This window comes from Candidatus Phaeomarinobacter ectocarpi, from assembly GCF_000689395.1.
Taxonomy (GTDB): domain Bacteria; phylum Pseudomonadota; class Alphaproteobacteria; order CGMCC-115125; family CGMCC-115125; genus Pyruvatibacter; species Pyruvatibacter ectocarpi.
This window is the reverse complement of the sequence record NZ_HG966617.1, coordinates 2223761-2239219: the sequence shown is the minus strand read 5'-3', so window position 1 is coordinate 2239219 and position 15459 is coordinate 2223761. Positions and strand designations below refer to the sequence as shown.

Annotated in this window: 17 protein-coding genes; 12 read left to right on the top strand and 5 right to left on the bottom strand. The window is 59.5% G+C overall.

Going from position 1 to position 15459, the window contains the following annotated elements; genetic code table 11:
* The first annotated feature begins 40 nt into the window (after positions 1-40).
* From BN1012_RS10820 to BN1012_RS10780, 9 genes are all read left to right on the top strand, one after another.
* A complete protein-coding gene (locus tag BN1012_RS10820; RefSeq protein ID WP_043949625.1) occupies positions 41-703 on the top strand; it encodes a TetR/AcrR family transcriptional regulator in 663 nt (220 codons plus the stop codon).
* Between the two features lie 6 nt (positions 704-709).
* A complete protein-coding gene (locus tag BN1012_RS10815) occupies positions 710-1351 on the top strand; it encodes a carboxymuconolactone decarboxylase family protein (RefSeq protein ID WP_043949624.1) in 642 nt (213 codons plus the stop codon).
* Positions 1352-1362: 11 nt separating this feature from the next.
* On the top strand, positions 1363-1902 hold the full coding sequence (locus tag BN1012_RS10810; RefSeq protein WP_043949623.1) for a VOC family protein: 540 nt from the start codon (positions 1363-1365) through the stop codon (positions 1900-1902).
* A 12-nt stretch (positions 1903-1914) separates the two neighbouring features.
* On the top strand, positions 1915-2442 hold the full coding sequence (locus tag BN1012_RS10805) for a hypothetical protein (RefSeq protein WP_043949622.1): 528 nt from the start codon (positions 1915-1917) through the stop codon (positions 2440-2442).
* 11 nt (positions 2443-2453) lie between these two features.
* The gene (locus BN1012_RS10800; RefSeq protein WP_043949621.1) at positions 2454-2675 is read left to right on the top strand and encodes a hypothetical protein; all 222 of its coding nucleotides are present in this window, start codon (positions 2454-2456) and stop codon (positions 2673-2675) included.
* Between the two features lie 93 nt (positions 2676-2768).
* The gene (locus tag BN1012_RS10795) at positions 2769-3554 is read left to right on the top strand and encodes a methyltransferase domain-containing protein (RefSeq protein WP_043949620.1); all 786 of its coding nucleotides are present in this window, start codon (positions 2769-2771) and stop codon (positions 3552-3554) included.
* A gap of 76 nt (positions 3555-3630) precedes the next feature.
* On the top strand, positions 3631-4035 hold the full coding sequence (locus BN1012_RS10790) for an ArsR/SmtB family transcription factor (protein ID WP_043949619.1): 405 nt from the start codon (positions 3631-3633) through the stop codon (positions 4033-4035).
* Between the two features lie 24 nt (positions 4036-4059).
* Entirely contained in the window at positions 4060-4551 is a 492-nt protein-coding gene (locus tag BN1012_RS16945) for an SRPBCC family protein (protein WP_052535104.1), read from the top strand.
* Positions 4552-4706: 155 nt separating this feature from the next.
* On the top strand, positions 4707-5375 hold the full coding sequence (locus tag BN1012_RS10780) for a glutathione S-transferase family protein (protein WP_081826339.1): 669 nt from the start codon (positions 4707-4709) through the stop codon (positions 5373-5375).
* Between the two features lie 875 nt (positions 5376-6250).
* Here BN1012_RS10780 and BN1012_RS10770 read toward each other — a convergent pair.
* From BN1012_RS10770 to pdxR, 4 genes are all read right to left on the bottom strand, one after another.
* Positions 6251-6910, bottom strand: coding sequence for a class GN sortase (locus BN1012_RS10770; protein ID WP_122381405.1), 660 nt, complete (start codon positions 6908-6910; stop codon positions 6251-6253).
* Positions 6911-6923: 13 nt separating this feature from the next.
* Positions 6924-9266 carry a marine proteobacterial sortase target protein gene (locus BN1012_RS10765; RefSeq protein WP_043949617.1) on the bottom strand — a complete coding sequence of 781 codons (2343 nt, stop codon included), beginning with the start codon at positions 9264-9266 and terminating at the stop codon, positions 6924-6926.
* A gap of 177 nt (positions 9267-9443) precedes the next feature.
* Positions 9444-10052 carry a glutathione S-transferase family protein gene (locus tag BN1012_RS10760; protein WP_043949616.1) on the bottom strand — a complete coding sequence of 203 codons (609 nt, stop codon included), beginning with the start codon at positions 10050-10052 and terminating at the stop codon, positions 9444-9446.
* A gap of 36 nt (positions 10053-10088) precedes the next feature.
* Positions 10089-11573 (bottom strand): MocR-like pyridoxine biosynthesis transcription factor PdxR, encoded by a 1485-nt coding sequence (gene pdxR, locus BN1012_RS10755; protein WP_043949615.1) that lies wholly within the window; start codon positions 11571-11573, stop codon positions 10089-10091.
* Positions 11574-11670: 97 nt separating this feature from the next.
* Between pdxR and BN1012_RS10750 the strand changes: the two genes are divergently transcribed.
* The 3 genes from BN1012_RS10750 (at position 11671) to BN1012_RS10740 (ending at position 14508) form a co-directional block, all read left to right on the top strand.
* Positions 11671-12372, top strand: a complete 702-nt coding sequence (locus BN1012_RS10750) for a pyridoxamine 5'-phosphate oxidase family protein (RefSeq protein ID WP_043949614.1) — start codon at positions 11671-11673, stop codon at positions 12370-12372.
* Between the two features lie 113 nt (positions 12373-12485).
* Complete coding sequence (locus tag BN1012_RS10745; protein ID WP_244442891.1) at positions 12486-13166, top strand: alternative oxidase; 681 nt, start codon at positions 12486-12488, stop codon at positions 13164-13166.
* A 127-nt stretch (positions 13167-13293) separates the two neighbouring features.
* The gene (locus BN1012_RS10740) at positions 13294-14508 is read left to right on the top strand and encodes a pyridoxal phosphate-dependent aminotransferase (RefSeq protein WP_043949613.1); all 1215 of its coding nucleotides are present in this window, start codon (positions 13294-13296) and stop codon (positions 14506-14508) included.
* 83 nt (positions 14509-14591) lie between these two features.
* Here BN1012_RS10740 and BN1012_RS10735 read toward each other — a convergent pair whose 3' ends face one another.
* Entirely contained in the window at positions 14592-15422 is an 831-nt protein-coding gene (locus tag BN1012_RS10735; protein WP_081826338.1) for a M48 family metallopeptidase, read from the bottom strand.
* Positions 15423-15459: the final 37 nt, after the last annotated feature.

The window sequence follows — 15459 nt, the reverse complement described above, 5'->3', positions numbered from 1 at the left end:
TTTCGTTATGACTCCATAATAAACCGATAGAGAGTGACTCGTGGCCGAAAGCGCAGCCCTGCAGGACCCGAAGGTGAGAATTGCCGCGGCGGCTCTGACGCTTTTTACCGAGCGCGGGTTTGATGCAGTAAGCGTCACTGAGATTGCCCGGCATGCGGATGTCGCCCAGCCAAGCATCCACTACTACTTCAAGACCAAGCGGGCCCTTTGGGAAGCCGCCATGTTTGAGCTTGCTGGCCGGCTTGAGCGGGCGAGCGCGCCGGTGCGCAGCATGGTGGCTGCGATTGACTGTCTCTCGGCGCTCAAGGCGGCATGCTCGGTGCTGATTGATCGCGCGGCCGATACCCCGGAGCTTGGCCGGGTCATTCTCGCTGAGGGTCAAGCGGGCGGTGATCGTCTCGACTGGCTCATGCGCAATGTATTTTCCGGCATGTATTACGAGTTTCTGGAACTGGTCGAGAAGTGTGTCGACGAGGGGCACATAAAACCCTATCCGCCATACCAAATACTCATGCTGCTGCATGGGGCTGCGGTCACCAACTTCAATGTCGCACCCATGGTCAGTGCCGTGTTCGGCGAGGACCCGCAGTCAGAGGCCAATGTTGCCGCCTATCGGACAATGTATCTCGACGTGATTTTTGCAGGGCTGGCGTTGCCCGCATCAAAACCGAAAAAAGCCAAATCAGGAAAAGCCAGGGACTAGGGACCAATGCCCAGACTTAAGCAGGCTGGCCGTGAAGCCGGAAACGATTATGCAAATGCGATCTTTGACCTTCTGTTCGGCGATCGCGATCCGATCAAGGAGCCGGGCACTGCAACCGGCACGCCAGGCAACTGGTGGACCGTCTTCAACATTGTGCCCGATGCTTTTGCGCATACGACGGACGGATTTCGGTTCTACCGGGATGAAGCGCGGGTCATTGATCCCAAACTGCGCGAGCTGGGCCAGATACGGGCGGGTTATACCGTCGGCTCACAGTTCGTCTTCTCACAGCATTGCAAGGCGTCGCGGGATGTCGGTCTGACGGAAGCTCAGATAGAAGCCATTCCCCATTGGAACGTCGCTGATTGCTACAGCGAGGTTGAACGGGCGGTTCTGGCGTATACGGATGGTCTGGTGCTGCAGCGCGGACGCGTGCCTGACGGCGTTTTCGAGACATTGAAAAAGCATCTCTCTGACGAAGAGATACTGGAACTGACCTACATCACCTGCACCTACATGATGCACGCCATCATGAGCCGAGCACTGCGGCTTGAATATGACGATGTGGATGATCGCATTGTTGAAATCGCAGCACCGGAAGGCAGCAGCGCTGACGTGATGTCGATGGTAGATACAAAAGACGATTAGGGGAGAGACACATGGGATATCATCATCTGGCCTTGGCGGCCAAAGACATGAAAGCCATGCACGCCTTCTATGAAGGCGTCATGGGGTTTGAGCTTGTGAAGGTGGAAATCGCGCCGATTGCCGAGGGCGGCTGGGGCAAGCATTTCTTCTATCGTATGGATGGAGATGACAGCCGGTTTATTGCCTTTTGGGAACTGCATGATGTTCCCGGGCAGGAGACCCACGTCTTTGACCTCAATGAAGCGGGCAATCTGCCGACCGGTACCAATCACTACTCGTTTGATGTGCACAGCGCGGAAGAACTCGAAACGTGGCGCGCCAAATGGAACGATGCCGGTCTCGATGTGCTGGAGATTGATCACAACTGGTGTCACTCGGTCTACACGCGCGACCCCAATGGGAACATGGTTGAGTTCTGCCTGACGACGGGCGCCTTTACCGGCGCAGATCGCGAACGTGCTCTGGCGGCGCTCGACGAAACGGAATTTGCACCATCGCCTGCGCCGGCCAGCATGCAGGTATGGGAAGCGGCCAACGCCAAGTCAGCTTAGCGAGGCCCAGTCATGGTTGAAGCCTTCACCGAACTGGCAGCGCCCTTCTACATGCAGATCAAGCTGATCCATCTACTTGCGGTCATGGTGTGGCTGTTCAGCACGGCGGTGGCTTATCAGAATTATCTGGTTCCTGCCTTTCAGGCGTGGCGCGCAAGTCCCAATGATGCCCAGGCCATTGCCATGCGCAATCTGGCGATTGAGCGGTTTGATAAAGGCGTGGTGCTTGAGCACGTGGCTTTCCCCGTCATCATGATTACCGGGCCGGTGCTGTGGCTTGTCACGGGCTATGGCGCTGAAAGCGACTGGTTTGTTTTCAAGATGCTGATCGTGTTCGGCATCTTCCTGCCGATTGAAATCATGGACTACTACCTGTCGCACTTTGGTGGCAACAAGGCGCGCCACCGTCATGCTGGTGACATGGAAGCCTATGAGCGTGACGTCGAGATGCATTGGCGGTTTCTGGTCAGCGTCACCTGGCCGATCGTCTTCTTTGGTGTTCTTGCGGTGGTGCTTGCCGTGCTCAAGCCGCAGTTCTAAGGGGAGAAGCAATGCTTGATTTTGTGCTTGGTCGTCATGGGAGCTATCCCCGATATGCCGCTGTCATCGCGTCGGTATTGGCCCTCTACCTCTTTGCGGGCTTCAATGTTGCGAAGTTTGTCTTTACTGGCGAAGCGTGGGCGTTTGGCATGTCCGCAGTGCTTGTCTTTGTCGCATCCGCCATCGGATTTGCGGCCATGCATATTGTCAGCATGCGGCAGCTGGATGGCTAAGGGCAGACCTGAAGCTGCCTGACCTGTATCATTCCGCAAACAACTCGCTTCACTGCAGAGTGTGACTGAGAGCGATACCGGGAGAGAAACTGCATGTCCGACATGATCGATTTTGATGAGCGCGCGGCGAAAGCCATTGAAGAGATGTATCTGACGCCGGATGTTGTGGGGCAGCGGACCCATGTGATGGCGGCCATGGCTTTGCGACCGGGCATGGACGCGCTCGACATTGGTGTCGGCCCTGGCCTTCTCCTGCATGACATGGGCAAGGCTGTGACCAAGGACGGCAGCGTCACCGGCATCGACATGTCGCGGCCCATGGTGGAAATGTCCGCCAGGCGCTGCGCGGACATGCCGTGGGTAGCCGTGGAGCATGGGGAGGCTGAACAAATCCCCATGGCCAATGAGAGCGTCGACGTGGTCGTGTCGACGCAGGTCTATGAATACGTCTCCGACATGGGGGCGGCATTGCATGAGGCGAAGCGGGTGCTCAAGCCCGGTGGCCGCATTGTCATTCTGGATACGGACTGGGATTCGATCGTCTGGAATTCCTCCAACCGGGAGCGGATGGACAGGATACTCAAGGTGTGGGACGCGCATCTGGTGGACCCGCATCTGCCGCGCAAGCTGCCGCATCTTCTCCATCAGGCCGGCCTGAAGGTCACCCGTCGCGAGTTGATCCCCATGTTCAATCCGGACTGGAACCCGCACAGCTATTCTGTGGGCATCATGAAGGGCATTCAGGGGTTCGTGTCCGGGCGCGATGGCGTCAGTGAAGACGAGGCACAGGCCTGGGCCGATGACCTCAGGGCGATGGGTGCCAACGGGCAGTATTTCTTTTCGCTCAATCGCTATCTTTTTGTGGCGGTTAAAACCTGATTACAGCTTTGGCCTCTTGACGGTCCGCGGCAGTGGTGCTATTTAACAATCACGTTAAATAACGGATTGGCTAAATATGACCCCGCCTGCCTTCCCTTCCGACCCGTCGGGTCCTGATCATCTTTCTGCTGCCTTCCAGGCGCTGGCAGACCCGACGCGCCGGGCGATCCTCGAGCGTCTGGCGGACGGACCTGCGCCCGCCGGTGAGTTGGGTGACGGGTTTGATATTTCCGGCCCGGCCATCTCGCGGCACCTCAAGGTGCTGGAAGATGCTGGCATGATCCGGCGTGAGAAGAAGGCGCAGCAGCGCATCTGTCATCTGGACCCGGCGGCGCTCAAGCGGGCCTCGGACTGGGTCGACCGGTACCGGCAGTTCTGGGACGAGAAGCTGGATGCGCTGGAAGCCTTTCTCAAGTCATCGCCTTCGAAAGGGACGCCCCCGCGGCCCGGTGGCAAGCGTCCCAAGACCACAAAGAAATAGCAGCGGATTTTCAGGAGCACTCGCATGTCTAAAAATACCGGCGCACAAGTTGATATGGCATCTGCCGACCGCGAAGACCTCGACGAAATCCTCAAGATCGACATGCATCGCGACCTTGATGCGCCGCGCGCACGCGTCTTTGAAGCGCTGACGGTCCCTGAGCAGGTGGCCCAGTGGTGGGGCCCTGCGGTCAACATGGTGGACGGTGCGGAAGTCGATGCAAAAGTCGGTGGCCGCTACATCGTCCATATGTCGGGCGAAAACGGCGAAGACTTTTCCATGCGCGGCAAGATCATCGAGCTGTCGCCGCCTGAAAAACTGGTCATTGAGTTCACCCGCACCTTCGATGACGGCTCAAGCCGCTCCACGGTGCTGACACTGACTTTGACGGAACAGGGCGAGGGCACGCGCCTTCACCTGTTGCACACGGGCTTTGCCAATCTGGAGCTGCGCGACGGCTTCAATGGCGGCTGGGCCCACAGCCTGCAGCATCTGGCAGACCTGCTGGCTGCCTGAGCTGCGACGTGAGACGACAATTCAAGAGCTGATCGCCGGTTGATCTTTGGTCAAACCGGTGGCGGAGCGGTCGGGGTGCCCGGCTGCTAACGGGAGAGGTGTGTCTTGGCAAACGCAAAGCGGGGCATGCACATGGTAGAAGCAGGAGTTATAATATGACGATCATCATATATGGAGCGGCGGCATCGTCTTTTGTCCGGACGGTTCGTATGGCGGCGCATGAGAAGGGTCTGGACTATGAGCTGGGTCAGGTCGGTGATGGAACGGTGGGGGCGTTGGGCTCCCCTGACCATCGCAAGCTGCATCCGTTCGGCAAGATCCCAGTGTTCACCGACGGCAAGGTGACGCTGTGGGAAAGCATGGCGATCTGCCGCTATATCGATGAAGCCTATGAGGGTAAGGCCCTGCAGCCCGCCGATGTGCTGGAACGCGCGCGCATGGAGCAGTGGATTTCTGCCGGGCTCGATTATGTGATCCCGCAGGCCATCCGCAACTTTGCGCAGCAATATGTCTTCCCGTCCGGTCCTGATGGCCAGCCGGACATGGCGAAGATCAACGAGGCCAAGCCGAAAATTCGCGAGGCCATGCTTGTCATGGACAAGGAGCTGGACGGGCGTACCTGGCTTGCAGGCGACGATGTTTCCATTGCCGACCTCTTGTTCGCCCCGGTGCTGACCTATGTGGGGCAGATGCCTGACGGCATGGAGGCCTTTGACGGCTGTCAGAATCTGTATCGCTGGTGGGAGGCGGTCTCAGCGCTTGAAAGCTACAAGGCGACCGTGCCGGATGGTGTGCCTGGCAGCGCGACGCAGGCGGCTGAATAGTCTGTGAGCGACCGCCCCTGTACCTAGTGCTCCGCGTCAATCTCTTCCGAAACGGGGAGTTCGGCGCGGAGCAACTTGATATCGGACCCTTATGATTTGGAAAGTTCAATCATACCCAAACAGGCGCGCGCCGGAATCTTGCTAGCGGTTGAGACTTCTGAATATGATGCAGTTTATAGCGCACTAATTCTGATCTGGAAGATCAATACAAATTGGAAAACGCAAATACATGATCGAGGCAGTTCTTATATCACTGCAGATATTGTCTATACTCCCTGGAATTTTATTTGTTATTTATAAATATCGCATTTGGAAGACAGAAGGAGAGCCTGAGAAACGGGGTTTTTTCGATTTCTATTTTCTTATCATTACGGACCCAAATAACAGCCCTCTTCTCAATAAGAAGATCGGTCAAAGAACGCCTTGGATACCATACTTTATTTGGTTTGTATTTGTTAATATTACCACTGTCATATACCTAACATATATGGTTTGAGTTGTAGTCCCTTGCATTATTGTTCAAGGCGTCGAAAAAACTATCTATACTTATGTTGATGAGGTTGTGTGAGGCTCCCAAATGGACACCCTGTATTCCACAGACGGGGTCAGCGCGTAGATACCCCTTATCGAAGCATCACTGCCTGCCCTCCTCTCGCGGGAGAGAGGGCCCATAGTAGCGTCCTGGCGACCGGTTTGGGGTCGCCAGCCCGATACGAGAATGGGCACCGGCGGCGACCTGTTGGGGGTCGCCGCCGGGCTTTCGCTTTTGGTGGAAGACGCAGTGCGTTGATCTGAGGGCGGGTCCCGGAAATGGTTTGCCGTCACCTTGCGAAGGGGATCCGGGAAAGGATCGGGCGGGCCAACCGGTTATGTCCTCAGCGCACTATTTCCACCTCCGGCGAAAGCCTGTCGAGAGCCGCGTGTATCGCAGGTTTCTCGCTTTGTTGGTCGATCTGTTCTTCAATTTTTTCTGTCATCACCACGTAGCGCAGCGGCCCCTGTGTCCGCGCATCGAACGGGTAGCAGGTCACCAGCGCCAACCCTTTGCCGGGTGCGACGGGGTCAATGCCCGACTGATCCCAGCGGACGATCTTCGTGCCCGTCACGCGGAAGGCGTGCTCCGAGCCGTCCGCGTTGGTGACGTCGATCTGATCCCCCGGCGCAACGTGCTCGAGAAACGCAAAGTGCGTGTCGCGATGAGCCGCGATAATGGAGATGCCATTGTCTCCGGGCGCTGGCGTACCTGCCATGTGTCCTGGCCCCCAGGCCATGGCTTCGCCGCTGGCGCCCGCAAGTACGATGGCGCTTTCACTGTGCGCAGGCGCTGACACACGCGCGACAGGCCAGGTATCGGCCCAGTCCCATGGCTTGGCCGGTTGGCCGGTCTCCAGGGTCTGCGCAAAGGCGCGTTCCAGCAGGACCTGGCCGACAAGTGCCTTGGCTTCGATGTACAGACTGCTGGCGAGTGCCGCGCTGCCGCTCAGCAGCAGGGCGCCTGCCGCCAGTCCGATCATGTGTTTGCGTGTCAGCCCCATGTCCATTTGCCTGCTACGCCGCCGCCTTGTCCTCGCGCCGATAAAGCGCGAGGAGGGCAAGGCCAAGGGCGAGGCCGATGAGGCCCATCAGCATCAACAGGGGTGCCGGTGTTGATCCCTGCGGCAGGGGCACGCTCTTGGCACCGGCTACGGGAGCGGGAGGTGCTGCGGCCACTTTCAACACCTGCCACGCGGGGTCTGGAGCCACTGACGCGTTGGTCTGCATGGGCGAGGGATCACCACCGAAGACTTTTTCAAAGTCCCAGCCGTCGGGCAGGTTGACCGGCATCTGTGCCGTGCCGAGGTTTTCATCGTCGGGCCGTGAGGGCGTCACGTCCACAGCAACAAGGCTCGTCAGACGGCTCACCAGATGGTGGTCGAGAGCAACGGCAAGAATGTCCGCGTCGATCTTCTCCCAGTCACCGCCGGAATAGCGGAAGCCTTCGAGTGACGCGATCTTGCGGCGGGCCCACAGCTTGGCAATGCCTTCGCCATCCTGTGCCTTGGCCAGCGGCAGTTGCACAAGCCACGGATCACCGGCAAAGGTGCCACCGACTTCCAGCAGCTCGCCGGCTTTGGGCGCGCGGGCCAGCCGTGCGGTCAGCACAATGAGCTCGCCCTTGTAGAGGTCAGGCAGCGGATTGGGCCACACTTCGTTGAGCACCTGTGCTGGCCAGTCCATTTCAAGACCGGTGATGACCGGTGTCTCCAGCTTTTCAAAGAGCTGCGCCATGCGCGGAACAATCTGGTCCGCAGACCCGATATGGGTGAAAGCACCACGGCCAACTTCAGCGGCCCGCGTCATGAAGAATGAGTTGGGGGCCGAGCCGATGCCCACGGTGAACAGACGCGAGCGTCCAAGGCCCTGCGAGATCGTTTCAAACAGCTCCACTTCGTTGCCGATGGCACCGTCAGTCAGGAAGATGACCTGACGCAGGCGGTCTGTATCGGTCGGGTTGGCGTCCCGAAGCGAGGCCTGCAACGGGGCCAGCATTTCTGTGCCGCCATCGGCAGACAGACTGCCGACGAACGCACGGGCAATGTCGAGGTTCTCCTTGTCCGCGCGGACGGCGGTGGGGAAGACCTGATCAAACTCGTGGTCAAAGCGGATGACATTGAACGTGTCGTCATTGTCCAGACGATCAAGCGCCAGGAGCAGACTGGCCTTGGCCTGATCCATGGATGGACCGGACATGGAGCCTGAGTTGTCGATGACGAACACCACTTCGCGGGGGCCGGCATCCGGAAGGGACGCACCTGTTGGCGGCGTCAGCATCATCAGCAGGTATGGCGTCTCGTTGCCGTCCTCATCGGTGGTGGTCTCAATGAACAGGGCTGCGTTCGGGCCGGTGCCGTCCTGCGCCGTCCATGTCAGTTCAAAATCCCTGTCGGCTGGCACCTGACCCTTGGGGGCATCCAGTGTCAGCGTCGCTTTCATGTCGTCCTGATCAAGCTTCACTGCGTGGTGGTGGCTTGTCACCTCACCAAGCTCAAAGCCCGCATCCAGATTGACGGTCAGCGTTACAGGATTTGTCTTGCCTTCGGTCTCGGGGTTCAGAACCGGCGGTGAAATGCGCTCGCGATCAGGGACCGGATCGGAGATGGCTGCAAAGCCTGTGGTCTCGCCATCAGGGCCAGTCTGGAAGTCCACCATGTGAACTGTCGGTGCGGGCATGTAGCGCGGCGCAACCACCATGGGGAAGCGGATCGAGTAGTCGCCGGCGTCGACCGTCACCGTTTGCTGATAGGCAATCTGCACGACGATCAATTCACCCGGGCCGATATTGGCGACAGAGTTTGTAAAGATGTTGGGGCGTTCCTGTTCAACGAGGGAGGCCTTGAAGCCCTGTTCCTTGGCTTCTTCGTAGATTTCGCGGGCTTCGCGCTTTTCCTTCACCTGACCTTCGATGAAGCGATCACCGATCTGCATGCGCAGGCTGTCGACGGCGGCGTCATCGGGCAGGGGGAAAACATAGATACCTTCAACCCAGCCATCGCTGGGATTGAGGAAGCGCTGGGTGACAGTGCCGCGCGCGATGATGCCAGTGACATCAAGGGTGACGTCCGTGGCAACAAGCGGTGCCTGCACATATTCGCCGGGGGTCTGTGTCTCAAACAGCAGGGCGCCGGAGTTCATGTCGCCGGGACGTACCGTTGCGAGCTTGGCTGTTGTGAGCTTGGCCGCATGTGCTGGAGGTGTCGCCGTCGCGCCTTGCGCATAGGCAGACATGGAAAAGCCGCCCGACAGGACGACAGCGGCGAGAATGAAGCTGGTGATGATGAGAAGGGCCCGCAGCGCGAGGCTCACTCCCTCATGATAGTGTGCAACCCGTTGTGGTCCGGCGAGTGTCGTCATCTGGTGTTCCCCTCCATCGACTGCGGATGTCAGGGCACCTGATGGCAGGTCACATCCGCGTGATGGAGAGTTAGCGCTCGCAATGGGGCGACATCGCGCGGCCAATGGGGCGGCCCCGAGGGAATTTTAGGGCAAGTTTGTGGCGAGGCGAGTCGCTACGGTCTGCCCGCAGCCACGTCAGGGTCGCCAGTCCATGTCCACAAAGCGTGGTGTCGCTGCGACGCGCTGCAGCCACGCGCGGATGTTGGGATAGGCCTCAAGAGAGAAGCCACCCTCGTGGGCCACATGGGTGTAGGCATAAAGCGCTATGTCGGCGATGGAATAGGTGTCGCCTGCAAAAAAGGTTGCTTCATTGAGGCGTTGCTCCATCACGCCAAGGGCTGCGTAGCCGCGTTCCTCAATCTGGCCGGGCACGGCTTCGGGCGGTTCCTTGCCTTCCAGGTGCCGCCAGTAGCGCGCCACGGCAATGTATGGCTCGTGGCTATATTGTTCGAAGAACATCCATTGAAACACAACGCCGCGGTCGTAGCGGTCTGACGGCATGAGGTCCGTGCCGTCGGCCAGATAGGCCAGCATGGCATTTGATTCAGCCAGGTATCGTCCATCAGGCAGCTGCAACAACGGCACGCGGCCATTGGGGTTCATGGCGATGTATTCGTCCGTGCGCGACTGGCCGGTCATGATGTCGATGTCGATCAGCTCAAACGCATGGCCGAGCTGATGCAGGGCCACGCGGGGCTTCCAGCAATTGCCGGATGATTGCATGTGATAGAGCCGATAGGTCATGGCCGAGCCTCCCTAGCCGAAACAGGAGCGCGAAGGCTATGAACCGTTGAGGTGGCTCACAAGCTGATGCATTGCAGGGCTGATATGCTTCTCTTCCACTGCCGCAAAGCCCAGCAGCAGGCCCTGGCGCAGGTTTTTTTCGTCGAGCGTGTAGCGGCTCAGGGAGCCCGCTGCGATTCCGTCTTTTGCCAGGTCTGCGGCAATGGCCTGGTCGTTGCGGTTGGAGCGCAGCAGGGCGGGCATCTGCATACCTGCTTCTCGTACCTGTGGCGTAAGGGTTCTGGGTGCCAACTCCTCCAATGCGGCGAGGACAGCAAGGCGGCGGGCGTCATACAGTTTGCGCATCCGACGTGCGTGGGCTTCGTAATGGCCGCCTTCCAGAAAGGCAGCGAGTGCCAGCTGCGGCAGACCCGGGGCTGTGTGCCCGGTATTGCGGATGGCATTGCGGAAGGCTTCCGCGTGTGCTGCCGGCACGATCAGATAGCCGATGCGCAGACTTGGAAAAAACGTTTTTGAGAATGTGCCCACATAGAGCACCCGCCTGCCGCCATCGAGGCCCTGCAGGGATGACAGCGGCCGGCCCTGATAGCGGTACTCGCTGTCATAATCGTCCTCGATGACCCACGCGTCTGCGTCATCGGCCAGCTCCAGCAGGTCCAGCCGCCGTGGCAGTGACATGGTGACGCCCAGCGGAAACTGGTGTGACGGCGTGACGTAGATGAGGCGTGGCCGCTTGCGCAACTTGCGCGCGGCGGTAATGTCCATGCCTTCTTCATCAACGGGCACAGGCACAAGGGTTGCCCCGGCGCCGATCAGGGCACCGCGGGCGCCGGCATAACCGGGGTCTTCAATCCACGCATTGTCGCCGGGGTCTACCAGCAGCCGGGCGGCCAGGTCGAGGCCCGCCTGTGCACCCGCGGTAATGATGATCTGGTCCGGCTCGCACACTACGCCGCGGGCCAGCTTCACATGCGCGGCAATGGCTGCCCGCAGCTCCGGCTGACCTTCAGGATGGGAGTAGTCGCCAACGGCCTTCATGTTTTTGGCAGCGCGGGCCGCCAGCCGTGTCCAGCTTGCATAGGGAAAGGCGTCAAAGGCGGGGATGCCGGGTTGAAAGGCATAGCCGAACCGGCCCGGTGGCGGCGGGACCGGACGAATGGCAGCTGCCAGAGCATCACCACGTTTGGAGAGCGGTGGCGGCGGCGCGGTGTCTGCTTCATCAGATGATGCGCCGGTTGCCAGAAAAGCGTCCGGGGCAATTGAGGCAACACGGGTGCCGGAGCCGACGCGGGCCTCAAGATATCCTTCGGCAGTCAGCTGGTCATAGGCATCGGCGACAGTGTTGCGGCCAAGGCCGAGTTCAGCCGCCAGGTTGCGGGTTGCCGGCAGTCGGGTGCCGGGAGACGCCTGCCCGGTGAGGATCGCCGTGCGCAGGGCCTGCGCCAGTTGTGCATGCAGCGGTACGTCGCTTGTGCGGTCCAGTGTCAGGCCGGGAAGGGCGGCGGCAAGGGTGTCAGCCATGGGTGTCTCCTGATTGGCACCCCTAATTGTCCATAATTGGTGCTATTTGGCAAACCAAATTGGCTCTATCTCCTGCGTCATATTGACGGAGAGTGCTATGCCAAAAGATCACACACGTCCGGCGACAGTTGAGACCTATAAGAAGACCAAGCGCACAAAGGTGCGGGTCCACCAGCGCGCGGACTATGGGCGCGAGACAGTCCGCGGCATTCTGGACGCGGGCTATGTGGCGCATGTGGCCTTCGTCCATGAGGACGCGCCGGTGGTGATCCCCACCTTCTATGTGCGCGATGGCGAGAGCATCCTGATCCACGGCAGCCGCAAGACGCGGATGTTCAAGACGCTGGCGTCCGGCGTGCCCCTGTGCGCCACGGTCACCCATCTTGATGGGCTGGTGCTGGCGCGTTCCTGGTTTCACCACTCGATGAATTATCGTTCCGTCATGGTGCATGGGGTGGCTGAGGAAGTGACCGGCGAGGACGCGCGGATGGATGCCATGTGGAAGGTCATGGAAGGCATTGCCGAGGGGCGGGCTGACGGCTCTCGTGCGCCCAACAAGCAGGAAATGAAAGCCACGATGATCCTGCGCATTCCGCTGGATGAGGCGGTGGCGAAAGTCCGGCGCGGCGGGCCCAATGACGATGAGGAAGACATGGAGCTGCCGTACTGGGCAGGCTGCGTCCCCATAGAGACACGTCACCTGCCGCCGCTTACCGCACGCAGCATGCAGGTGGATGTGGATGTGCCCGACGCCATCCAGGCATTGGAGGCTGTCGGTAAAGAAACTGGCGGCAAATAGGTCACCGAGACTGTCGTTTCAGGACAGGTTGTCGCTTGTGACAAAGGCGCGCTGCGGCCTTGTGCCGGGGTGATTCAAAGCCGTCCGCATACGATCTTTCAGGCAGATTGCGAGTGCTTGATATCTTGGAGGATCAGGACATGACCGGCCACACCACGCGTATTTTGGATGAAACAGACCACTATGCCCCGGCGGATATGAGCGACCGGGTAGCGCTGTGGTTCGTCAAGGTCCTGCGCTTCATTGCCGACACATTCTTTGCCAAGCGATACGGGCACCGGGCCATCGTTCTGGAGACGGTTGCTGCCGTCCCCGGCATGGTGGGCGGACTGCTGCAGCATCTGCGCTCCCTGCGGCGGATGGAAGATGACGAAGGCTGGATCCGAGAACTGCTGGATGAAGCAGACAATGAGCGCATGCATCTCATGACCTTCGTCAAGATCGCGCAGCCCAGCATGTTCGAGCGAGTGGTGATCATGCTCGTGCAGGCGGTGTTCTATAATGTCTACTTCTTCCTGTATCTCTTCTCCGCAAAGACGGCCCATCGCGTGGTCGGCTATTTCGAGGAAGAAGCGGTGATCAGCTACACGCGCTATCTCGAGGAGATTGATGCGGGTCATCAGGACAATGTGGCCGCGCCTGCGATTGCCATTGAGTACTGGAACCTGGCGCCGGATGCCCGGCTGCGCGACGTTGTAATCGCCGTGCGTGCGGACGAAGCAGGCCACCGGGATCGCAACCATGGCTTTGCGGATTCCCTCAAGCAGGGCGTTCAGCCTGCAGGGGCCGTCTGACCCCGAACAGATGCATATTTGACCTGCTTCAATGAGGCCGGTTTGACGGTTGCGAGAGGGCGGGGGCGGCTATACGGTCGGCCCCGTTCCTTGTTGTCAGCCCTCAATTTGCGGAAAGACGCCCGTCATGGCCCTGCCAGAAAACTTCCTGTCGAAATCGCTTGCCCGTGTTCAGCCATCGGCCACCATTGCTGTGACCCAGAAGGCCCGAGACCTCAAGGCACAGGGCCGCGATGTCATCGGTCTTGGCGCCGGTGAACCGGATTTTGATACCCCTGACAACATCAAGGCAGCCGCCATTGACGCGATCAATCGCGGTGAGACGAAATACACAGCCGTGGATGGTATCCCCGAGCTGAAGGAAGCCATTGCTGCCAAGTTCAAGCGCGAGAACGGCCTCGACTACGCCGTCGACGAATGCTTTGTCGCGCCGGGCGGCAAACCGATCATCTACAACGCCATGATGGCGACCCTGAACCCGGGCGATGAAGTCGTGATCCCGACGCCCTACTGGGTGAGCTATCCCGACATCGTGCTGCTGGCCGGTGGCGAGCCGAAGTTTGCGCAGACCACTATCGAGACCAGCTTCAAGCTGACGCCGGAGGCGCTCGAAGCAGCCATCACGCCCAAGACCAAGTGGCTGATCTTCAACTCGCCGTCCAACCCGTCGGGTGCTGCTTACTCACGTGACGAACTCAAGAAGCTCACGGACGTGCTGATGAAGCATCCGCATGTGTGGGTGCTCACGGACGATATGTATGAGCATCTGGTCTATGACGACTTTGAATTCGTCACACCGGTTCAGGTTGAACCCGGCCTCAAGGACCGCACACTCACCATGAACGGTGTGTCCAAAGCCTATGCCATGACCGGCTGGCGTATCGGCTATTGCGCTGGACCCAAGGAACTTATTGGTGCCATGCGCAAGCTGCAGTCGCAGTCGACATCGAACCCGACAAGCATCAGCCAGTGGGCCGCGGTCGAAGCGCTCAACGGCACGCAGGATTTCATTCCAACGAACGCTGCCGTCTTCAAAGGCCGACGTGACCTCGTGGTCTCCATGCTGAACCAGGCCACAGGCATTGAGTGCCCGACACCGGAAGGGGCGTTTTACGTCTATCCGTCCTGCCGCGGCCTCATCGGCAAGAAGACACAAGACGGCAAAGTCATCGACAGTGACGAGGCCTTTGCCACGGCATTGCTGGAGCAGGAAGGCGTCGCCGTTGTGCATGGGGAGGCCTTTGGTCTCTCCCCGTTCTTCCGCATCTCCTACGCCACGTCGACCGAAGCACTGGAAGACGCCTGCGCCCGCATTCAGCGGTTCTGTGCCAGCCTGACATAGAAGCGCACGTTTGACAGAAAACGAAAAAGGCGCTCCCACATCCGGGAGCGCCTTTTGCTTTTTCAAAATGCCTGGAGAACGCCTTAATACCCCATCCGCGCGATCTGCTGACGTAGCGCGGCGATGCGGGTGTTGGGGTCCGGGTGCGTGGACATGAACTCCGGCGGACGGGAGCCGCCTTCGCTGGCCATCTTCTGCCACAGGGCAACAGACTGGTGCGGGTTGTACCCGGCCTTGGTCATGTAGTTGAGGCCGATGGAATCCGCTTCCAGTTCGTGGCTGCGGGAGTAGGGCAGCAGGACACCGAACTGGAGACCCAGGCCCAGCGCCTGAACAAGAGGCGCGCCATAGCTCACGTCTGATGCGGCCACGGCAACCTGTGCAGCGGTCATGCCGACCTGGCTGGCCAGCCCCTGGCTGTAGCGCTCAGCACCGTGGCGGGCGCGCACGTGGCCCACTTCGTGACCCATGATGGCGGCTAGCTGCGCGTCATTGTCGAGGAAGTCCATCATGCCGGTGTAAAAGCCGACCTTGCCGCCGGGCAGCACGAACGCATTCTTCTGCTTGGATTCAAACGCCACATATTCCCAGTTCATGTTCTGCATGTTGGCGGCGGTAGTGATCTTCCTGCCGACCGAGCGCAGACGATTGTTGTATTTGGGATTGCGCGAGATCTTCTGCTTCTTCTTCATGTCGCTCCAGGCGCGTGAAGACAGCGATGCCATCTGGCCATCGCTTACGAGCATCAGCTGATTGCGGCCCAGCTGCTCGTTATAGGCGCAGCCGGTGAAGGCCACGATCGAGCCTGCGGCAATGCCCATCATGATCTGACGGCGGTCCATGCGGATCGGCTTGATGGACGTATCAAGCGTAACAACAGAGTTTTCGTCTACTTTTGGATGCTGACATGACATGGCGGTGTCCCCTTCGAGTAGTCCAACAGTGGGCAAG